A 20553-nucleotide genomic window follows, 5' to 3' on the forward strand; every position below is an offset into this window, starting at 1 on the left:
CCTCAGTACGGCGGTTTGGCCAGCGCGGCATCCAGCGCGGGCGCGGGCGCGGCGGCAGGCGTCTGCATCGTCATGGGCATTACCGTGACGCGCGATTCAGTACCTGACGAAAAATAGCTATCGGCGGCCGATGGCAAGGCCATGGAGCGCTCGATATGCGGCGTCAGCAGCAAAACGATCTCGGTGTTCTGATCGGTCTTCTTCTGCCCGCCAAACAGACTGCCCAGCCATCCCATCACGCTCAGGCCCGGCAGGCCGCTGCTGCTGCGCGTCTGCTGCTGATTGACCAGTCCGGCCAGCACCTGTGTTTCACCGTCGCGTGCGGTCATCACGGTTTCGGCATTGCGCGTGCTCATCGGATAGACGATACCGCCGCCCGCCGTCTTGACCTCGCCCTTGATGTTGCTGACTTCCATGCTGACCTTGACGCTCACTTCGTTGTTCAGGCTGACACGGGGCTCCACCTGCAAGATCAGGCCAACATCCTGATAGTTGACGGATTCCGTCACCACGCCATTGGCATTGGTCGTCGTCACCACGGGCACTTTTTCGCCGATCTTGATGCTGGCCTTTTCCAGGTTCCGCACGCGGATCTTCGGATTGGCCAGCACCTTGGTCTTGCCACGCTTTTGCAACAGGTTTAAAGCTGCCGACAGATCGTTGCGGCTGCCCACGCCAATTTTTCCTTGATTGAGATTCAGAAGGTCGCCCACGGTGACCCGGCCGCTCTCGCCCTGCGGCAGGATCGAAAACCGCAGATCGCTGGGATAGTCCACTCCCACTTCCAGTTCATCACTGGCGTTGACTTCCAGCACCTGCACATCCATGGTGACTTCCGATTGGGCGATGTCCAGCGCGGTCACCACCCGTTCGGCCACGGCCAGCACCTCCGGCGTGTCGCGCACCAGCACCGCGTTGGTCCGCTCGTCCAGATGCACATTCTTGGGCGCGCTGATCTGCCGCAGCGCAGCCAGCACGGTGCTGGCGTTGGCTTGATTCAGATAAAACACGCGCACCATCAGTTCGCGATATTCCTTTTCCTTGTCGGCGCGCGCCGGATAAATCAGCAGGCTGTGTTGATCCAGCACTTTCTTTTCCAGCTGATGCGTGCGCAACAGCACATTGATCGCGTCTTCGGCTGTGGTCTGCCGCGCCATGATGCTGGCTGGCAGCGTGGTCTGCACCTCGGGGTCCAGCACAAAATCCACCCCCGCCGCTTGCGAAATCGCGTCAAGAATCTGCACGATGGGTTGTGACTTGAAATTCAGCGTGACGGGTTTGCGCATGGCGTCCGCCAGACGCGGCCGCGCCGCGCTCCGGCCCGCGGCACGGCGCTGCAAGGCGCTGCGCAGCGTTTCGGCCTGCGTGAATCCCGGCTGCTCTTGCAGAATGCGGTTGACCTTGTACAAGGCCTCGGCCGGATGATCGTCCTGAAGGCTCTCCGCCAGCGCAAGCTCGTGCTTCAGGTGCACCCGCTGTTCCAGCTGCGCCTTGAGCTGCTGGGCTCGCATGTTTCCCGGCTGGATGGCCAACAAGGCCTGCAAGTCGTCTAGCGCCGCCTGTTCCTCGCCGCTATCCATCTTCACGCGCACGCGTTGCAGGACCTCCCGCGCCACCGCCACACCGTCGTTGACCACGCTTTTATTAATCTCGATATCGTCTGGCGCCAGCGCCTGGCGCGCCTTGTTCGCGTCCAGACGCTCGGCGGCCGTTGGCGGCGGCTTGCCGCCCAAGGCTCTCTTGAGTGCATCGGGCGCCGCGCAGCCGCCCAGCAGCAGGCTCATAGTCACCGCCAACATGGCAGGTTTGTAGTACATGATTCACCATCCTTAATTGAATCGGCAGCCGGCCGCGCCCGCCAGGGCACGCGCCTACTGCGCTGGCAGCGCCAGATCGATGTTCAGTTTCCGACCCTGGGGGTCGAGCAGCACAGCGCTCTTTGGCGCCAGCTCCTTGAATTGGTAGCCGTCCATCAGCGGAGCCCCGGGCCGCAACGCGGTCCCAATGCGGCAACGCTGGCACAGCAGAAAGGTTTGGCCCTGGCGTTCCAGCACGGCCACGCGCTGACCCGCCTCGACCCATACGCCCACCGCCTGAAACGGCAACGGCAACGCGGTTTCCGCCTTCGTCTCTGTCGCCACCGTGGTCGGCAGGTCTGCCGAATCCGGTTGCGCCGGCAGCCCGCCGTCTTGCGCCGTGAGCATCATTCGCAGCGAATTCCAGCTTTGGGACGGAAACAGGTCCACGCGGGGTTCAGTGGACGACGCTGCGGCTGTAGCGGCCAACGCCCATGACGCCAGAAAGATCAAGATGCGAAACGTCATCACACAACTCCCAGCATGCTTAGCCGCATCTTGATGTTGACCAGCATGTTCTCGGGCTGCTGTCTGTCCAGCGCCAATGCCTCCAGGCGCAACAAGGGTTCTTCCGTCAGTTCGCGCAAAGCCGCGGTCAGATCCTGATAGGACCCCACGGCAGAAATATCCACAGCCGTGCGCCGCAATCGGCCCTGCACGGCTTCCTCTCCCAGATACTGGATGTCGACCAGCAACAGGCCGGAAAGCTGCAACTGCTCCATCACCGCCAGCTTGCGCTGATCCGGGTCCACACGCATTTGCGCCCGCAGCGTGTCCATGTCGGCGCCCGGTGAGCCCAAAGATGGGCTGCAAGCATGCAGTTCGGCGATCAGTTCCACACGCCGGCGCAGCAGCTCATCCTTTTCCGGCCATAGCGCAAGCGCGCAATGCACCAACACGATCAGGGACGCCGCCAGCGCCAACACGCCGCCACGGCCCAGCAATTCCACGTAGTGCTGAACATGCCAACGCAAGCGCGTCCGCCAGGACGCCTGGTCCTCAGCGCGCAAGCGGCGCAGGGCCGCCATCCAGGGCCGTGTCATCGCTTCTCCACCTTGACATTGGCCAGCGTGGCCAGGTTGGGGTCCCCCGATCTGATGCTGTGCCTCAGCACCATCGCGCGCACGCCGCTATCTTCAATGTTTAGCCGCGCCACGAACGCAAAGACCTCTTTCAGATCGGCGGTCAACATCTCCAGATTCGCGGCCTGCCCCGCGCCTTCCAGCTTCAGACTCATGATGGCAAGCCGGGGCGACCAAGCCTGCTCAATAGCGTGCAACAGCTCCGGACGCAAACGGTCCTGTGTGTTCTGCGCCAATACCAGCGCTTGCACCTTGCGTTCTTCGGGCGATTGCGCCTGCACGCGCCGCAATGCGCGCTCCTGCATCATGCGCTGTTCGGCCAGACGATCCTCCAACGCATTCACCTGCGCCCTCAAGTCCAGCAGCCCCCATTGCCGCCAGGCGCTCAACAGGCAGGCGGCGAGCAGCAGGCCGACGGCGAGCATGGCCCACACGCTTACCCCCTGGCGCTTGGCGAAATCCGGTGTGTGGAAATTCAAACGGCGCACGATCTGACCGCCAACATCGGATGTGGAAAACCCAGCCACTGCGCTTGCGGCGGCGGCGGTAACTGTTGCTGGCTGCACGCCGAAGCCCAGCCATAGGCGAGCGTTGCAGGTCTGCCGCAGAGCGCCTCGGCGGCGGCTATTGCCGCGTCGGCCGATTGACACGGCGGAGTTTCCAGCGTTACCAGGTCATCCCAGCCCTGTGCGGAATGCCACAGGCAGGTCATTGCCGTAGGCTCGGCCAACACCAGCCCGCCAGCCGGACCACGCACGCGCCGGCCATAGCGCAGCAGGGTGGCGGACAACAGATCGCGGCATGCGCCCAGACGCCATCCTTGTTCGCGCAATTGGCGCTCCAGCGTGTCCAGCAGCGTAGCGTCGGCGGCAAACGCCAGCCTGGCGCGGCCGTGGCGCGCGGGACTCAGACGCATCCGAAGTTCCGCGGTGATGCCACGTTCGCGCAACAGGGCCTGCGCATAGGCGCGCCAATGGTCGGCGCCTACGGGCAGGTTCGCCTGCCACGGCAAGAACTGCGCATGCGCCCACGGATAACCCAGCCAGACGTGCAGACGGTTGCGCCACTGCGGCCTGCGCAGGCTAAGGGTTCCCAGCAGGGCCGTCACCGCTGCAGCAGGGTTCCCCTCATGCCGGCACGACAGGCGTGCGGCAGCCGCGCGTTCAGGCGACAGCAATGTCACGTTATCCGCGTCGATCAATACCGCTTGCTCATTCCATAGCGACTGCACGGCAGACCTCCTGATGTGTGGTCAAGCCGCTACCCACGGCGTCGTGCGCGGCATCGCGCAGGGATTGATAGTCGGCGCAATGCGCCAGCGCCTCCTGGCGGCGCTCGGGCGACCTGTCCAGCAGGGCCGTCTTCATGCGGCTGTCCAGGCGCAACACTTCCGCCAGCGCGATGCGGCCCAGAAAACCGGTGTGGCGGCAGGCCTCGCATCCGGGTCCAGCCTGCGTCACGCGATCCCGCGCAGGCGAGCAATGCGGGCACAGGCGCCGAACCAGCCGCTGCGACACCACGCCGTTGAGCGACTCAAGAAAAGTGGCGGCTTCGACGCTCATGTACAGAAAACGGTCAATCACGCTGAACGCGTCGTTGGCATGCACCGACGACAACACGCGGTGCCCCGTCAACGCCGACTGCACCGCGATGGCGGCGGTTTCAGCGTCTCGGATTTCGCCCACCAGTATCGTGTCGGGGTCATGGCGCAGGATCGACCGCAGGCCCCGCGCGAAGGTCAGCCCTTTCTTGTCGTTGACCGGAATCTGCAGGATGCCGGCCATTTCATACTCCACCGGGTCCTCGATGGTGATCAGTTTTTCTTCGCCAGTATTCAATTCGGCCAAGGCGCCGTACAGCGTGGTGGACTTGCCGCTGCCTGTCGGACCCGTGATCAGCGTCAGCCCATACGGCAATTGCGTCAGCGCGCGTATGCGGCGTGCGGTGTCGGCGGGAAATCCCAGCGTATCCAGACTGAGCGTGCCGCCGCGCTGCGACCGGTCCAGTAAGCGCAGCACCGCGTTCTCGCCGTAGTTTCCCGGCATGATCGACACGCGAAAATCGACCTCCCTGCCCTGAAGCACCACCTTGAACCGGCCGTCCTGCGGCACGCGCTTTTCGGCTATGTCCAGGCTGGACAGCACTTTCAAGCGCGACATCACCTGGTTGGCAGTCACCTGTCCCGGCACTTGCCGGATGCGCAACATCACCCCGTCGATGCGGTAGCGGATCAACAGGCCTTTCTCGTCGGACTCCAGGTGTATGTCGCTGGCGCGGCTTTGAAGACCGTCATAGAGCGTCATGTTGACCAGCCGGATGACGGGGCTTTCGTCCTTGGCCAGCGAGGCCAGCGAAATCGACTCGACCGCCTTGGCCAAGGTGTCGTCCGCCATGTCCACGGCCACGCCGTCCAGCACGCGCTCATTGGCCTCGGCCTGTTTCAACCATTCATCCACCACGCCCGCCGGGCACAGGGCAAAACGCACCCGGCGGCCTGCCAGCATTGCCTGCAACTTCAGGCGCGCGGTGCGCGAGAACGGGTCAGACATGGCCAGCAACAACTCGCCGTCCACATCCAGGGGCGCCGCGCGGCAATTCATGGCCTCGGTCAGCGGCAACGCGTCAAAGCGCGGGACGGCGCGGCGGACCTGATCCCCGTCCAAGGCCGTCATACCCATCGCCTGCGACAACACGGGCAACAGCTGCGGCTGGCGCGTCAGGCTTTCGTTCAAATAGTCGGCCAGCGACAGGCTTTGCTCGGTCGCCTGCTCGCGCCACTGCCACCAGGCCTCGCCCGCGACCGTCATGTTTTCCACCGCTGAATCCTCTTGATGAATGATGTTTGCGCGCATTGCGCTTACCCCAGGCTGCCAGCCATTTCAAAGATGGGCATGTAAAGCAAGATCACGATGGCGCCTACCAGGCCGCCTACCACCAGCATCAGCAAAGGCTCGAATACCTTTCCGAAGACCTCGATCGCGTGATCCAGCGTGCCGTCATGAAACATCGCGATGCGTTCACACATGCCGCCAAGGTCTCCGCTCTGTTCGCCCACCCGCAGCAAGCGCTCGGCGACCGCCGTGGTCAGACCATGGCGCGCCAGCGTCTCCGCCACCGAGCGTCCCGCGCGCAACTCCTGCAGCGCCAGATCCAGCCGCCTTGCATAAGCTGGCGGCAAGATGCGCTCGGACAGCTCCAACGCCTGCAAAGCGGGCGTCCCGCCTTCAATCAGCAAGCCAACCGTGCGATAGAAGCGGGCGAGCACGAACAGGTTGCCCACATCCCGCAATTTCGGCAGCCGCCAGAACAGCCGCATCAACGCGCTTTTTGCCTGCCGCGTACGCAACAGCAAAGCCACCAGAACGAACACAGCGCCGATGCCCGCACCCAATAGATCACCGTCCGACTGCACCAGCCGCGCCCACCACAACATCGCCTCGGCGGTAGCCGGCAATTCGCGCATGCTTTCGAACACCACGGCAAAACGCGGCACCACAAAAAACAGCATGAAAAGCAGGATGGCAAACCCCACGGCAATGACGACCAGCGGGTATACCAGCGCGCCCACTACCTTCTTGCGAATGCTCTCGATGCGCAGCTCGTAGTACTGATAGCGCTTGAGGACTGCCGGCAATTGCCCACTGCCTTCTGCCGAGGCAACGGTGGCCACCAGCAGCGCGGGGAATACCGCAGGCTGCGCCTGCATCGCCTTGGACAAGGGCTGGCCTTGATAGAGCGCGCGCAACAGTCCCGCCAATGCCGACTGAAGGGCTTTGTTGCCCTGACCCGCCTTCTCACTCAATGCCTCAAGCGCTTCGATCAAGGCCAATCCGGCCTCCAGCAGCGTGGATAGTTCCTGCAATAGCAGGCCCAGCGAGAACCCGCGCTTGCCCGCCGCTTTCAACTGGCGGCTTTCCGCCAGCGGCTTCACATCCAGCACCATCCCCTGCGCATCGCCGATCTGCGCGCGCGCCGCACTTTCGCTGGATGCACGCACCGTCTGCACCCGCAGCTCGCCCTGGCTGAGCACACTCACCCGATACGCGTTCATGTCACTGCCGGACCAACTGCGCCTGGCGGCGCGTCGCTTCACGCACCTGCGCCAACTTCAGGTAGTGCTGCCAAACTCGGCCGACATATCGCTTGCGCAGGTCTTCGCGATTGTCCGCGCCGCCCGCGTTATAGGCGCCCACGGCGCGCCACGTATAGCCAAAGCGTTTGATGAAACCCGCCAGGATCTCTGCGCCCGCCTCAATCGATAAACAAGGGTCGTCCAGCAACTGTTGCCGCGTGATGCCGCGCTGCGCCAGCCCTGGCAGGTGAATGCTGTTGATCTGCATGAGGCCGATGTCCTGGGTGCCGTTGCGGTTGTGATTGACCGCTTTGGGATTCAGTGATGACTCGACCTTGGCAATCGAATAAAGCAGCAACGGATCAACGCCATGGCGGCCGCCGGCTTCTCGCCAGCAGTTGCCATGGGCAGCGGCGCAAGCCAGGCAGGCCCAGGCCGCCAGCACGGCCTTACAGGCCGTAGACCAGCTCACCGCTGCCTCCCGCACGGCCTTCTTCACCAAAAGACACCACTTCGGCTTCGGCGCTGCGGCCAGGCACATTCAGCAGATAGGGGCGTCCCCATGCGTCGGCGGGCACGTCCTTGGCCAGGTAAGGACCGTACCAATTGCTCACGCCTTGCGGCTGCTTGACCAAGGCCTGCAAGCCCTGCTCAGTGCTGGGGTAGCTGCCCACATCCAGCCTGTATTGCGTCAATGCGTCGCCCAGCGTTTTCATCTGCGCCTGCGTCGCCTTCACCTTGGCGCGGTCAACTTGGGAGAACAGCTTGGGGCCGACATAACCCGCCAGCAAGGCAATGATCAGCAGAACGACCAGCAATTCCAGCAGGGTGAACCCCCGCTGCAAGCCAGGACGGCGTTGGAAGGTAAGAGTCTTCATGATTTCGGTTTTCGGTAGGTGGGATCACCGGCCTGCGGCAATCCGTTGTCAAGCGTGTAGAGAGACCTGCACCGTGTGCCACAGCGGGACTTCAGGGCAGGCTGCGCCGCGCCCTTCAAACGCAGAAAGACTCTACGCAGGGCTGCATGCTTTCACGCGCTCCGGGCCTCCTCAATCTTTCTAAAGAGATCATCAACAGCGCCGGGACACGTTTTAAAGATGTGTTGAGGAAGCTGGCGAGAGACGGTGCACGGCGATTGAATCTCGCCTCTTTGTCTTTGCGTCACGCCCTATCGGCGCGGCCAAGCCACGCTAGAAGGAATCCCATGAATCCAGCCTCCGCCGCCCCGGCCAGCCCGGCCTATACCCGCAGCCAGATCGCGCTGCACTGGCTGAGCGCCAGCCTGATGATCGCCCTGATACTGGCGGGCGAATTGCGCCATCTGATCACGGCCTATACCGCCCTGAGCATGCGTGCGGTGATGATTGCGCACATTGCTTGCGGCATGGCGTTACTGGCGGTCACCCTGATCCGTGCGGGTGTACGGATAGCGCAGCGCCGCGCCCCAGGCGCCACACGCTGCGTGCAAGACACCTGTGCTCACGCCGTACACCTGGCAATCTATGGTTTCGTCCTGGCGGAATGCCTGATCGGATGGATCATCGTTAACGCCAAGGGTCTCGCGGTGCCGGTGCCGTTCACGACGCTAGAGTTTCCGCGCCTGGTAAGCGAGAACTCCGGCACTGTCGCAGCGTCGGTGCTTGCCCACGATGTGCTGGGTTGGCTGCTGTATGGTCTGCTGGCCTTGCATGTGGCCGCCGCGCTCTGGCATCACCTCGTCGTCCGCGATGGCACCCTGGCGCGCATGGGCTGGCGCAGGCGGCCGGAGCAGACGCGAACGACCCATCCGGCAAGCGTGGACCAGCCCTCACGAGGGCTGGCGTCTTGAGCATCAACGTGGCAAAAAGCAGGGGTCTTCAAGCTCCCGCGTGCATTTTTCTAAAAATTGGGTATACTTCTGCCTCGCTTGCAAAAATCCAAGCCAAGATCAGTCAGATCCAGGCGCTGGATTCGCAACGAAATGCGGGAGTAGCTCAGTTGGTAGAGCGCAACCTTGCCAAGGTTGAGGTCGCGAGTTCGAGACTCGTCTCCCGCTCCAAATTTTGATGTGGAGCACTATTGGGTGCTGCACATCGTTGAATCAAGGGCCTTTAGGCCCTTTTTTCATTTCAGCGCCAGCGCAGATGCTCGTTTGGGCCAATCGGCTCGTTTGGGCCAATCGGACTTCTTGCAAAGTCATCTTGCCGCACCATGGCCACCCCCTGCCCCCGGCATCTCAAATCGCGGGGCTTCCCGGGCTCGCTGTGCCGAATTCCAGGCGGACCCGATAGGCCCGCGGGGTTCCGTCATCACTCACGTACTGATAGCTCGCCCCACTCATCTTCTTGCCACAGTCCGCAGCCGTGACGGCTGCCTCTGAAAACGGCGCCACCATGACATGGTCGATCATGGTCCCGCACGCCTGACCCGCTTGATCAGTCAGCGCTATGTCACTCAACGTGATGTAGTAAGGCGACGGATTCGAGATCAACAGCGCGGCGGAATCCTGTGACGGCAAAGTCCAGGTCAGCTTGGCGATCGCTTCGCCAGTGGTCATATTGAGCGCTGGCCGAAAAAAAAGCTTGAAGTGATGTTGAATGGCAATTTGCACAAGATTGGCCTCCTGGGGCCGCTTGGGCACGTCCAGAACACTCAGCATCAAATAGCTTTCCCGGTCGTCAGGAAATCCCCGCCCTTCGTAAAAGATTTCCATATCTCCCTTCTGCCCAGGCCGCACAACCTGCAGGGGCTTTGACAACGCAAGCGGCAGATCTGCCGTCTGCCCATCCCCCCACACCAATGTCGATTGCAGTAGCGTCGGATCTTGCCCGCGGTTCGTAATGAACACCGGTAACCGCTGCACGTCAGAAGGAAAGATGAATCGATTCATCCCTTCAAAATCCAGATGCGCGAAAGCAGGTTGAGGCAGCCCTGCGGCTCCCAGCAGCAACAGCAGCGCCCGAAGTCCCGCAAACGCGCAGAACTGGCCAGCGGTGCGAAAGGCAATCCTGGCAAAGCGCACAGCGTGAGACCAGGCCGGGGCGCGCGTACCGGGCAAGTGAAAAAACATCGTGATCATTGGGTGGTTCAAAGTGATGCCATCGGCATCATGGCGTTCGCGAAATCGGGAATATCGTTGAAAAACAACGTAGTCAGACACTCTATCTGCACGCGCATCGACAAGAAATAAGAAAAATTTGATGTTGATTGAATTGGCTACCCGATATCTTCACTCAGCCGGACCTGACGCTGTTTCGCTTGATCAACAGCTTGAATACACACCGCTCCGGTGCCGTCCGCCAACTCTGCTATTGCGCTAACCACTATTCATAATGCGGCCGTCCAATACAGACGCACGCGGCGGAGCTCTACGGTATTAAATCAACTAGTGAGAATCATCATGACCCATCGTATATCCGCAATCGCAGGCTTGACATTGGCCTTGGCTGCGGCGAACGCCAATGCGGCAACCATAGGCGCCGGCAACGTCGAATTCACAGGCACCGTCATTGCACAAACGTGTTACGTCAGCAGCCCGACCGGCGATGCAACCACCGTGAAGATCGACATGGGAACGGTGACTGTAAGCACCGTAAAAACCAGCACGACTGCCGCGCCTATTTTTTCGGGCTCCGCATCGGAGGGTGCCACGTTCACCGTGCACTGCGAGAACAAGGACGCGACCGAGGTGAACCTGCAGTTCCAAGCACCCGGAAGTCAACTGACCGACAGCAATAAGGTACTGCGTGTCAACAATGGCAACCCTAGCGGCGGCTACGCGCAAAACGTTGGCATTGCTGTCTACCCCATGGGTTCCTTAACCGCTTACGACTTGGCTACCGGCAAGCTCCTGACGGCCGCCCAAAGCGTAGGGGCTGGCGGCGGCACTTTCGAACTCAGCTTCCGGGCAGCGTATGTAAAGGGCGCGGGCGATCCAACCGCTGGTATCGCTAACGCAACGCTGCCTTTCATTTTGACAACTGATTAAGTCAAGCAGATTTTATTTCCCTAGGCGGGCCACGCGGCCCGCCTACCGTTTTAAGGCTAGGAAACTATGGTTCGCATCGTATTGTGGTGCGTGGCAACGATGCTGTCCTTAGGGGCACAATCCGCCCTCGCTAGCATTGCACTGAAAACCACCCGCGTGATCATCGAAGACGGCAAAAATGAAGCTTCCTTCGGCGTGCAGAACATGGGTGCCGACATACTCGTTCAGTCCTGGCTGGAGGCGCACGATGAAGAAGAAGCCGCAAAGCACTTCACATTGACACCACAGCTGGTTCGGGTCATGGCGGCCAGTGAGCAACGGGTGCGTATCTTGTACGAAGGCGTGGGCGCCCCGTCCAACAAAGAGTTGATGCTTTGGTTAAACGTGCAAGAGATTCCTCAAAAGGCACAGCAAAGCGGCATCTTGCAGCTTGCGGTCCGACACCGCATCAAGGTGTTCTACCGGCCTTCAGGTCTTCCAGGCAAGGCACTTGATGCCGCCCGGAATATTGCCTGGAGCTACTCCAACGGCCAGCTTCACATCTCAAATCCAACGGCTTTCCACGTGACGATTGCTTCTCTCACTAGCCAAGGAAAATCCCTCTCGGATTCGTTTGTACTCGGTCCCGGCCAAACCCAAACGGTCGCGCCCAAAGGCGACGCCGCATCCGGCCTGACTGCAAAAAGCACGATCTCATTTACTTCGGTAAACGACTTCGGGGCGCATGAGCAGTACCGCGTCGAACTATCCAGCGACAAGCCTGCTCAAGGCAAAGTCCTCCCTCGTTGAGGGAACGAAAAGCGCCCCGGGCCTGCAAGCTCTAGCCATCATTGTGGTGTTTTCATGGTTCGTACCATCTCTGGTCTACGAGGGTTGATTCTGCATGTCAGTTGCGTGCTGATCATGCTGATGGCTGACGCCCGTGCGGCCAAACAGCTTGCAACCGATGCGGACTCATTTTCCCAAATGTTCGACGCCAGCCTGCTTCGCGGCGGCACCAGTGTGGAATTGAGCAATCTGCTTTCGGATACGGGAGGGGGCCTGCCTCCGGGCACCTATCCCTTCGACATTCTCATCAACAGGGATGCCATTGGGAAGCAGGATGTTCAACTGATCAAGGCCGACGGCTCCATGCCCAAACCATGCCTTACGTCTGACCTCATTCTTCGTCTGGGTATTGTCAAGACCTATACGGATGCCATGGAAAAGCAAGGCGCTGGGCCTTGCTTTGACCTGAACCTGCTCGATGAACATGCCCGCGTTTTCTATGATGCTGCGCAGATGCAAATGCATTTCGACATACCGCAAGCGCTCTTGGAACGCGGGCGCCGAGGTTTTGTTGACGAGAGCCTGTGGGACCACGGCGTCAATGCGGGCTTTGTCAATTATCGAGCGAACAGCTTCGCTTCATCGTCACTCGGGAGGACCAGCCGTTCTTCATATCTGGGACTGATAAATGGACTGAATCTGGGCGGATGGCGGCTGCGCAACGAATCGAACCTGACCCAGTCAAACGGCGCGAGTACAAAGTTCATGAGCAATCGCACGTTTGCCCAGCATGACGTGACGCGCTTGAAAAGCCAGTTCTCGGCCGGGGAGTTGTATAGCGGCTCCGACGTCTTCAACAGCCTGCGATTCCGCGGTATCCAACTGGCTTCTGACGAAGCCATGCTGGCTGATAGTGAACGCGGTTTTGCGCCTGTCATCCGCGGCGTGGCGGATACCAACGCCACTGTTGAGGTCAGACAGAACGGTTATCTGCTGACTACCGTAAGCGTGCCCCCTGGCCCGTTCGCCATATCGGATATTTATCCGAACGGCTCGAATGGCGACATGGACGTCACGGTTATTGAAGCCGATGGCAGACGGCAGATTTTTCGGCAGGCATTTTCCATCTTGCCGTTGATGGTACAGCGCGGCCGGCTGCGGTATAGCGCCGATCTCGGGCAGTACAAGTCGACGGCGAGCGAACAGCCAACGCCGACTTTCGGCGCGGTCTCGGGCGTGTATGGCTTGACGGAAAACCTGTCCTTGGTGGGCGGCGTTCAGGCGTCCAGCGGTTACCAGGCAATCAACATGGGCTTCGGGGGCAACACCCCGATCGGTGCGCTGTCATTTGACCTGACGCATTCACGTAGCAAGGCGGCCAAGAAAACGCTGAAGGGCCAGAGCCTGCGTGCGCTTTACTCTAAAACGCTATCAGCAACCAGCACGACATTCACGCTGGCCGCCTACCGCTATTCGACAGAAAAGTTTCGCACCTTCGAGAACCACATCCATGACGTGCAAGCGCGAAAAGACGGGTGGAATCTGCAACAGAGCGACCACCGTTCGCGGTCGCGCCTGGACCTTACGATCAACCAAACCTTGGGCAAGGATGCCCGGTATGGCAGCGTGTTTCTTAACTCCACGCATGAGAACTACTGGAACTCGCAGAACTCCACCAGCATCAGCGCAGGTTATGGCAACAACTGGGGCCGCGTTGCGTACAACATCAACTTTCAGCAATCTAAGGTACGCAACACGAATGGCAAATCCGAAAGCCAAAATCGCGTCATGCTGTCGTTATCCATACCGCTGGGCCGTGATCGCTACGCGCCAACGCTGTATATGAATGGCGCCAGAAGCAGCCGCGGAACGGCCAGCACCACGGGCTTGAGCGGATATGTGCCCGGGATGGAGCATACCAACTACTCACTGCAAGCCAGCCGCGGAGAAAACGGCGACAACTCAGGTTCGATCGGACTGAGCAGTGCGCTGCCGTTGGCCCGAGTGGGCGGATCATTTAGCACCGGACGCGACTTCCATTCGTACAACGTGAGCGCGGCCGGCGCCATCGTTGCACACGCCGGAGGCGTCAACCTGACCCGAGAGGTTGGCGACAGCTTTGCGCTTGTGCATGTCGATGGCGTGAAAGACGTCAGTGTCGGCGAGGGGTTGCCCACCGTTGGATATAACTCGTATGTCGTCTATCCCAATGCGCAGCCTTACCGTATGAACACCATCGCATTGAACGTCAGCGGCATGGGCGCCGACACCGAGCTTGACTCCATTACTCAAACGGTTGTGCCCAGGCGTGGAGCGATAGTCGCGGCAACGTTTAAAGGCACGTCAGGACGGCGGGTGCAAATGCGATTTCATTGGCCGGGCGGAAAGCTGCCCATCGGCGCTGCCGTGGAAGATGAAGCCGCCCGGCAGGTCGGTTTGATCGATCAGAGCGGCCAAGCATTGCTGCTGCTGGCTCAGGATGCAGGCAAGTTGAGCGTGCGGTGGCAAGAAGGCTTGTGCCAGGTGAATTACAGCCTGCCAGAACGATTGCCGGACCGCTACTACGACAGACTTTCCGTAGCTTGCGAGTAGGCAAGCGGCGCCATGCCTATCCGCGTGCGGTGGCGTTCATCAACCAAGCAGCCAGGTAGTCAGAGCTGACCTTTCAAGAAATCGTAATGAACAAGTTTGCAAACCTTATTATTCTGGCGATGCTGCTGCTGTTTTCTGGACGGAGCTTTGCAATAACGTGCCTGAAAGCCGGAGACATCTTCGAGCATCACCTGCAAGTCAATCAAACCGTCGCCGTACCTAGCGATCTTCCCTACGGATCGATGATATGGAGGTCGGACGAGTTCGCCGTCTCATTTTCGTGCTGGCAATCTGAAGTCGCGGAACGTGAAACGGTGTATCTCTACCTCACCCCCTTCGATCCGACCGGACCGCTCCTTGGGCCGCATATCGAATTGGGAATAAGCATCAACGGAAAAGACACGCGCTGCTCACAGATGAACGAGTGCAAAGTGAAGCTGGACGTTCCTGATTTTGCAGGTTGCAACGATCCTATGGGTTGCAAAGATAAACAGCGGCGCGTCACCCTCCGATTTAATTTATTTCTATCCAAAAAAAGCCCGCCAAGCACGGAACCAGGTGGACCAATCACCTTCCCCCCCGAGTACTTTATCGCCCAGATCGATGGCGAAAATTGGCTGAATCCGATATATGACAAGAACCTCAGGCTGTATTTGACCGGACTGAAGATACGCCACGTAGGCTGCTCTTCAACCATCAATATCAATCCCAGAGTTCTGAACTTTGGACAAATCCCTGCCGCAGCCATGAAGCCCGACAAACCGATCAAAGAGCTGCCGTTGACGGTTACCGCTACGCGCACCTGCGGTGCTGGCTATGGCCTTGACGCTACATTCAAACCGACGGCCGGCACCGTTTTTCAGTCAACGGTCCTGGTCCCTCCCAACAACAAATCCGTCGGCATCAAATTATTCCGGGGACCAAACAAAATCCCAACCGGCTTCAATTCCATCTTCGAACTGGTAAAAGCGCCTGGCGCTCATTCAACCGTTGTGCCATTCACGGCGCAACTGGTGTGGATGAGCAATACCGCCGAGCTAGGTGATTTCAGCGCCGCAACCACGTTGGAGATCTATTACAAGTGAGCCTGGCAATGTCTGGCGCCGTCTTGCAATGGACCGGCTCAAAATGCGATCTGCAGCGTGACCTGCCCATTCAGGCTGGTCACGCCCGGACCGTTTAGCCCGCGCTCCACGCCCACACGCGCATTGAGCGACACGTTCCTACGTATCTGGCCTTCTACTCCGGCTTGCAGGCGCACGGACGTTCCTTGCAGATCATTGCTCAGTTGTTCGTCGCCCTGGGTCAAGGTGCTGAAACGCGTTCGCGTGCGGCTGCCCGCCCGATATAGCACATCTATGCCGCTCCATGCCGTACCGGGCTCCCGCCCCCCGCCTTGCAGGTCTTTGGACAGGCGTGCGCCCACGCGCAGTGTTGCGGTATCGACGCTGGGGAATTTCACGCGGCTGGCGGCATCCGAGGCGCTGCGCAGGTTCACATGTTGGTATGTCACTTGGGCCTGCGGTTGCAGATGCACGCCGGGCGCGAGCGTGTAGCGGCGCCCGGCCTCAAGCGAGGCCGAGGCCCCGTAGCCGCTGGTGGACAACGCCATGCCCGTATCCGAACGGCTCTTCACGTTGTAGTAGGTGCCTTGGACCACCGCATCCACGTAGCTCCCCTGGCCGTTCAGCCAGGTCCGGTACAGCCCCAGGCTGTAGCCGGTGAAGTTATTGGTACCGGCGCGTGAGCGCCCCCCCCAAGCATCAACGTGATCGGCTGTGCCGCGGCTTTGGCCTATTGCGCCGTACATACCCACCCGGGTCTGCATCGTTTCGGATGGCGCCAGATAGAGGTCGCCGCCCAATTGCCAGGCGGCAATGTTGGCTTCGTCGCGCACCCGGCGGCCCAGCACGCCATTGCTGGCGCCGCGATTGCGGTCATTCTGGCCCATGACCCGCGTCCATACGTGCCGGGCTTGGCCCAGCCCCAGGTCAGCGCCGGCGCCACGGCGCTCATGGAAGCTGCCCATTACCGCATCGCCGTACCGCAAGGCCTGCGTGGGCAGCGCGCTGTACAAGGAGGTTTCGGCGCGATAGTCGATTGCCCCGCCGCTTGCGCCCGTGACCAGGAACCAGTCTTCCGGCGCTTCGCTGCTGCCGCGCAGCAGGCTGTAGCGATAGGGGCCGGCCACGACCGGAGCGCTCAGCTCAAAGGCCGCGGCGGTGGTTGTGCCGCCGTTGGCCGTGACAACCACCGGAATACCGCCGCCTGTGGTCCGGTCGCCCAGACCACCCGCGTTCTGAATCTGCAACCGCGACACCCCGCTTGCCTGGCCGCCATCAATCACGACATGATCAGCCGACATGCCGTCCTTGCCCATTCCCGCATACAGACTAATGATGCCGCCCTGTCCGGTCAGATCGTTGACGGTCAACGTGCGGACCGCAGAGATCGGCGACGGCGGCTGCGCAAACCCGATTGCGCCAGCGTTGCGCAGCTGCCGGACCGCCGGGTTCGACGTCATGTTCCAGGCGCTGGCCGCATCCACGCTGACATCCAGCACATTGACGGTGCCGGTCAGCACCGCGCCATTTCTCAGCGCAAGTTCGCTGCCGGGCTGGCCGGTGACGCCGCTTTGCAGGCGCGCGCCACCTTGCACGCCGTCCAACACCAGTTGACCGCCTTGCACATGAGTTTCGCCACGGTATGCCGTGTCTCCGCTTAACGTCAGCGTCCCCGCGCCTGTCTTGGTCAGGCTGCCGGGGCCGGTGATGCGGCCGCTGAACGTCGAGTTGTCTTCGGCTGCGGCATTGCGGGCCGTCAGCCGGGCGTCACCCAGAGCGATCTCGCCAGCGCCCGCAAGCCGGTTGACGGTTTGGTCATGGCCATTGAGATCGAATGTTCCGCCTGAATTGATCATCACATCGCTGCTGCGCGCAATGACGTTGTCCGTGCCTGCCTGGAGCGTGCCGCCGTTGACGGACGTGCTGCCGCTATAGGTGTTCTCTGAACTGGAAAGCACCAGCAGGCCGTCTCCTCCCTTAACCAGACTCCTGCCGTCCCAATCGCTGGCGAACGGGCCCGACTGATCGCCCAGTTCAAGGTCCACATCAAACGCCGTGTTCTTTGCCAGGGTGAAGGTGCCTGTGCCCAGGGCTTGCCCGCCCTCGGTCCAGGCCAGACGAAAGCCCAGGTTGTAGTCCTTGCCGTCAGCGGAAATGGCGCCCGTGGCGGGCAAGTAATCCGGACCCAGGTCAGGCAGGGAATTGCTGGTGAAGTCGCCGCTGATCCCGCCGCTAGTGCTAAGCATCGTGTAGGTCTGGCCCAGGACGCCGCTTGCGCGCGCAGGCTGGTTGCCGGCGTCAAACCCCGTCACGGTAAGGTGACCATCCAGAGTTGCAGTCTGCGCGGTAATTTCAGGGGATGCGCCAAGCGTGACGGTCAGGCTGGCGCCGCTGTCTTGGACAAAGCTGCCTCCGACCGAAAGCGTGGTCGCTTTTTCGCCGATCACCGTGTTGGCGCCCGCCCGCGTGACGTAATTGCCCGTGATCGAAAACGCCCCGCCATGCTCGAACCGCAACGTGCCTTGCTGCACATTGACAGCCCCCACTTGCGATTCGCTGCCCGCCAGCGTCAGCATGCCGGCGCCAGTCTTGACCAAGCTCCCCGCGCCTCTGAAAACACCCTGGAAATCACTGCTATGGGCAGAGCTCGCGTTGTCAGCGGTCAGGGTGGCGCCGTCAAGAAGGACCAATCCGCTGCCAGACAATTGCCGGGCGGTCTGGTCATGACCGTTGAGGTCCAAGGTGCCCTCGCGGTGGATGGCCACATCGTGGCTCTGTGCAAAAACGTCCGCCGCCCCGGCTTGCAAGACGCCGCCCGCAATGATCGTGCTGCCGGTGTAGGCGTTGGCGCCTTCCAGCACCAGCGTCCCCAGGTCGGATTTTTCGATACCGCCTGCCCCATCCAGCGGGGCGGCAATTGTGGCGCGGAACTGTGCGCCAGCGGCCGAGCCATCACCCACTCGAAGTATGTTGTTGCTCAAGGACAAACTGATCGGATCGCCTTGCACCCGATAGCCGTCAGTGGCGAACTGCATGCCCGAGGACACGATGCCGCCGCCGCTGTTGTCTACCTCAACGACACCCGGGACGCCCGCAAAGGTCGCAAAACTGCCGTTGTCGTAAGCAGCGTTTACGGCACCGCTGACGCTCGTCCAATTGTCATTACTCGCCGCGCCGTGCCAACGCCCATCACCGCCATCGACCGCGCCGTTGTGCTTCGGACCGCTGTCGCCGTCCCAAAACGTCAGACGCAGCCCTGCGCGATTGACCAGGTTGACCTGGCCTGGAATTGTCGTCAGCAAGGTATTGTCGCTGCCCTCAGGCATGCGGCCCAGCTCCAGACCATTGTTGGTCAAAGCCCCGTCGTAATTGAGCAGCCGGTACAGGCCGGGTCCGTATGTGCCGCCCGGCGCGACCGACACATTCAGCGTGCCGTCCAGCGTCAGGTTGCCGCCGACATTGATCAGATCATTCAATGCGCCACCTGCCCTCTCGGCTTGGCCCAGTTGATACTCCAGGACGGCACCTTGGGCCAACGTAAGGTCGCCGGTGATCGTCAGCGTACCGATCGGATTGCCTGAGCCGCCCGGAGCCAGCGTGCCAGCGTTCACGACATCGCCGGCGATCGTGCCACTGCCTGCCAGCTCCGCGCCCGGCTGAACAGTAGTGATTGGCGTCGTCAATTTGCCATCGATTCGCAGCGTGCCCCGGGTAACCGTTGCGCGAGCCGCAAAGCCGCCATCGCCGGTCAGAGTCCAGTCCTCGCCCTGCATCGACAGGGTCTGCATCTGGAGAAACCTGGAGAGGTCTTCGCTGTTGATACCCAGCAGGATCAGATCGTTGGTGCCGGCGCCGCCCTGCACATTGCCGTTAAGCACCGAACCGGTGGCAAGCGTCAATGAATTGGCGTATGGCGCGTTCTGATCGAACTCGATAGCGGCGCCGCCGCTGCCCGTGATGATGCCGTGGTTGATCACCGTGCCATTGGCGCCGTTTAACGAAATGCCCGTGTGTCCCTGGATGGTGCCCATGTTGCTCACGGTGACCGGGCCGGCATCGACGGCAAACCGTGCAGCGCCGCTGTAGATACCGTACACGCTGCCTTGGACAACACCGCCTGCCAGGTTTTTTACGATTGCGCCTGGCTGGCTTGCGCCGCCGACGTACACGCCCGTGCCGTTGCCCGCGTCCCAACCACTGCCCGCGACAAAGCGATCGTAGGTGCCGGCAATATTGCCACCGTTGATAAGCACATCGGTCACGCTATACAAACTGCGCACATAGGCCACTCCGCCGGAACCCGTAATGCTCCCGCCGGCAAGGTTTGAAATGGGTCCTCCGCCAAAGGACCTGACCCCGGCGCCTGTGCCGCCAACGACAGCGCCAGAATTGATGACGCTGACTCGAGTATTGAGATCGGTACCCGAAATACCGACGCGGGAACCCTCAATGGTTCCGCCCGCATCGTTTGTGATGGAGTTGCCGCCAGCCAGCATTGATATGCCATCGCCTGCAGGTCCCGCGGCGAAAATTCGCCCGCCATTCAGGTTCCGAATATTGCCTCCGCCCCCGATCAGATAGATGCCTGCGCCCGTGCCCAATATGGCGCCGCTGTTGACGATATTTGCGAAGATTTCGTCACCATATATTGAGAAATTGACACCGTTGTAGATGCCCTCGATCGTGCCCGCGTTGTTCAGCGCCAGGGACCCTGAACCCGCAAGGCCCGTATATCCAAAGATGGACGCTACAGGCCCGTTGATCACCGTCCCGCCGTTAGGCGCCTGAATACCGTGATTGCCACCGCTGATGACATGCAGGTTGGTAACACGGTTATCCTTCCCTCCTAAAAAGATCCCATTGCCTCTTGCCGGCTGAATCGTTCCGCGGTTGGTGATCTCCCAGTAGTCACCAAATCTGACTACCACCCCATCTCCTGAAGCCGGCGCGATCTTGACGCCCGTATCAATCAACGCGGTGGTGCCCGGTTTGGACAGAAACACCGTCGAGCTCTGATCCGTGTCTATCGTCTGGTCGTAGGATTGAGCCGCCACCGCACTGGGCAATAACAACCAGGCAAGAGCAAGACGAATTGCTGCCGTAAGGGAACGCAAGCGTGCCTTCGGCATCAGGAGTGACTCAGGGCAAAGAA

At 60.9% G+C, this 20553-nt stretch carries 16 protein-coding genes and 1 tRNA gene; 6 read left to right on the plus strand and 11 right to left on the minus strand.

Going from position 1 to position 20553, the window contains the following annotated elements:
• Nucleotides 1-2: 2 nt before the first annotated feature.
• Genes RAS12_RS16775 through gspG form a run of 9 tightly spaced genes read right to left on the minus strand, consistent with a single transcriptional unit; the run spans nt 3 to nt 7888 of the window.
• Entirely contained in the window at nt 3-1817 is a 1815-nt protein-coding gene (locus RAS12_RS16775) for a secretin GspD/PilQ domain-containing protein (RefSeq protein ID WP_306937298.1), read from the minus strand.
• Between the two features lie 54 nt (nt 1818-1871).
• Nucleotides 1872-2324, minus strand: coding sequence for a hypothetical protein (locus tag RAS12_RS16780; RefSeq protein WP_306937300.1), 453 nt, complete (start codon nt 2322-2324; stop codon nt 1872-1874).
• A complete protein-coding gene (locus RAS12_RS16785) occupies nt 2324-2899 on the minus strand; it encodes a hypothetical protein (protein WP_306937301.1) in 576 nt (191 codons plus the stop codon). The genes RAS12_RS16780 and RAS12_RS16785 overlap by 1 nt, the downstream gene beginning before the upstream one ends.
• Nucleotides 2896-3426: a hypothetical protein gene (locus tag RAS12_RS16790; protein ID WP_306937304.1), complete on the minus strand. Its 531-nt coding sequence runs from the start codon at nt 3424-3426 to the stop codon at nt 2896-2898. The genes RAS12_RS16785 and RAS12_RS16790 overlap by 4 nt, the downstream gene beginning before the upstream one ends.
• Nucleotides 3414-4169, minus strand: a complete 756-nt coding sequence (locus RAS12_RS16795) for a hypothetical protein (RefSeq protein WP_306937305.1) — start codon at nt 4167-4169, stop codon at nt 3414-3416. The genes RAS12_RS16790 and RAS12_RS16795 overlap by 13 nt, the downstream gene beginning before the upstream one ends.
• Nucleotides 4150-5790, minus strand: a complete 1641-nt coding sequence (locus tag RAS12_RS16800) for a GspE/PulE family protein (protein WP_306937307.1) — start codon at nt 5788-5790, stop codon at nt 4150-4152. Before RAS12_RS16800 ends, RAS12_RS16795 begins: the two co-directional genes overlap by 20 nt.
• A gap of 5 nt (nt 5791-5795) precedes the next feature.
• Complete coding sequence (locus RAS12_RS16805) at nt 5796-6989, minus strand: type II secretion system F family protein (protein ID WP_306937308.1); 1194 nt, start codon at nt 6987-6989, stop codon at nt 5796-5798.
• Between the two features lies 1 nt (nt 6990).
• On the minus strand, nt 6991-7482 hold the full coding sequence (locus tag RAS12_RS16810) for a lytic transglycosylase domain-containing protein (protein WP_371321204.1): 492 nt from the start codon (nt 7480-7482) through the stop codon (nt 6991-6993).
• A complete protein-coding gene (gspG, locus tag RAS12_RS16815; protein ID WP_306937310.1) occupies nt 7460-7888 on the minus strand; it encodes a type II secretion system major pseudopilin GspG in 429 nt (142 codons plus the stop codon). Before gspG ends, RAS12_RS16810 begins: the two co-directional genes overlap by 23 nt.
• Before the next feature lie 326 nt (nt 7889-8214).
• On the opposite strand from gspG, the gene RAS12_RS16820 reads away from it, so the two are divergent.
• Together RAS12_RS16820 and RAS12_RS16825 are read left to right on the plus strand one after the other, a co-directional pair.
• The gene (locus RAS12_RS16820) at nt 8215-8838 is read left to right on the plus strand and encodes a cytochrome b (RefSeq protein ID WP_306937312.1); all 624 of its coding nucleotides are present in this window, start codon (nt 8215-8217) and stop codon (nt 8836-8838) included.
• A 134-nt stretch (nt 8839-8972) separates the two neighbouring features.
• Nucleotides 8973-9048: transfer RNA gene (locus RAS12_RS16825), tRNA-Gly, on the plus strand.
• A 177-nt stretch (nt 9049-9225) separates the two neighbouring features.
• Here RAS12_RS16825 and RAS12_RS16830 read toward each other — a convergent pair.
• Nucleotides 9226-10149 carry a fimbrial biogenesis chaperone gene (locus RAS12_RS16830; protein ID WP_306937313.1) on the minus strand — a complete coding sequence of 308 codons (924 nt, stop codon included), beginning with the start codon at nt 10147-10149 and terminating at the stop codon, nt 9226-9228.
• 270 nt (nt 10150-10419) lie between these two features.
• On the opposite strand from RAS12_RS16830, the gene RAS12_RS16835 reads away from it, so the two are divergent.
• From RAS12_RS16835 to RAS12_RS16850, 4 genes are all read left to right on the plus strand, one after another.
• Complete coding sequence (locus RAS12_RS16835; RefSeq protein ID WP_306937315.1) at nt 10420-10977, plus strand: fimbrial protein; 558 nt, start codon at nt 10420-10422, stop codon at nt 10975-10977.
• A 66-nt stretch (nt 10978-11043) separates the two neighbouring features.
• Complete coding sequence (locus RAS12_RS16840; RefSeq protein WP_306937317.1) at nt 11044-11766, plus strand: fimbrial biogenesis chaperone; 723 nt, start codon at nt 11044-11046, stop codon at nt 11764-11766.
• Between the two features lie 54 nt (nt 11767-11820).
• Complete coding sequence (locus tag RAS12_RS16845; RefSeq protein ID WP_306937319.1) at nt 11821-14337, plus strand: fimbria/pilus outer membrane usher protein; 2517 nt, start codon at nt 11821-11823, stop codon at nt 14335-14337.
• Between the two features lie 86 nt (nt 14338-14423).
• On the plus strand, nt 14424-15422 hold the full coding sequence (locus tag RAS12_RS16850) for a fimbrial protein (protein ID WP_306937320.1): 999 nt from the start codon (nt 14424-14426) through the stop codon (nt 15420-15422).
• Nucleotides 15423-15460: 38 nt separating this feature from the next.
• Here RAS12_RS16850 and RAS12_RS16855 read toward each other — a convergent pair whose 3' ends face one another.
• Nucleotides 15461-20530: an autotransporter outer membrane beta-barrel domain-containing protein gene (locus RAS12_RS16855; RefSeq protein WP_306937322.1), complete on the minus strand. Its 5070-nt coding sequence runs from the start codon at nt 20528-20530 to the stop codon at nt 15461-15463.
• Between the last annotated feature and the right edge of the window lie 23 nt (nt 20531-20553).

Source organism: Achromobacter seleniivolatilans, from assembly GCF_030864005.1.
Taxonomy (GTDB): domain Bacteria; phylum Pseudomonadota; class Gammaproteobacteria; order Burkholderiales; family Burkholderiaceae_B; genus Achromobacter; species Achromobacter seleniivolatilans.

Excerpts from the sequence above, each read along its gene's own strand:
- gspG (WP_306937310.1), bottom strand. The coding sequence starts at position 7,888 with ATGAAGACTCTTACCTTCCAACGCCGTCCTGGCTTGCAGCGGGGGTTC.
- RAS12_RS16840 (WP_306937317.1), top strand. The coding sequence starts at position 11,044 with ATGGTTCGCATCGTATTGTGGTGCGTGGCAACGATGCTGTCCTTAGGG.
- RAS12_RS16780 (WP_306937300.1), bottom strand. The coding sequence starts at position 2,324 with ATGACGTTTCGCATCTTGATCTTTCTGGCGTCATGGGCGTTGGCCGCT.
- RAS12_RS16800 (WP_306937307.1), bottom strand. The coding sequence starts at position 5,790 with ATGCGCGCAAACATCATTCATCAAGAGGATTCAGCGGTGGAAAACATG.
- RAS12_RS16855 (WP_306937322.1), bottom strand. The coding sequence starts at position 20,530 with ATGCCGAAGGCACGCTTGCGTTCCCTTACGGCAGCAATTCGTCTTGCT.
- RAS12_RS16820 (WP_306937312.1), top strand. The coding sequence starts at position 8,215 with ATGAATCCAGCCTCCGCCGCCCCGGCCAGCCCGGCCTATACCCGCAGC.
- RAS12_RS16775 (WP_306937298.1), bottom strand. The coding sequence starts at position 1,817 with ATGTACTACAAACCTGCCATGTTGGCGGTGACTATGAGCCTGCTGCTG.
- RAS12_RS16845 (WP_306937319.1), top strand. The coding sequence starts at position 11,821 with ATGGTTCGTACCATCTCTGGTCTACGAGGGTTGATTCTGCATGTCAGT.
- RAS12_RS16805 (WP_306937308.1), bottom strand. The coding sequence starts at position 6,989 with ATGAACGCGTATCGGGTGAGTGTGCTCAGCCAGGGCGAGCTGCGGGTG.
- RAS12_RS16785 (WP_306937301.1), bottom strand. The coding sequence starts at position 2,899 with ATGACACGGCCCTGGATGGCGGCCCTGCGCCGCTTGCGCGCTGAGGAC.
- RAS12_RS16850 (WP_306937320.1), top strand. The coding sequence starts at position 14,424 with ATGAACAAGTTTGCAAACCTTATTATTCTGGCGATGCTGCTGCTGTTT.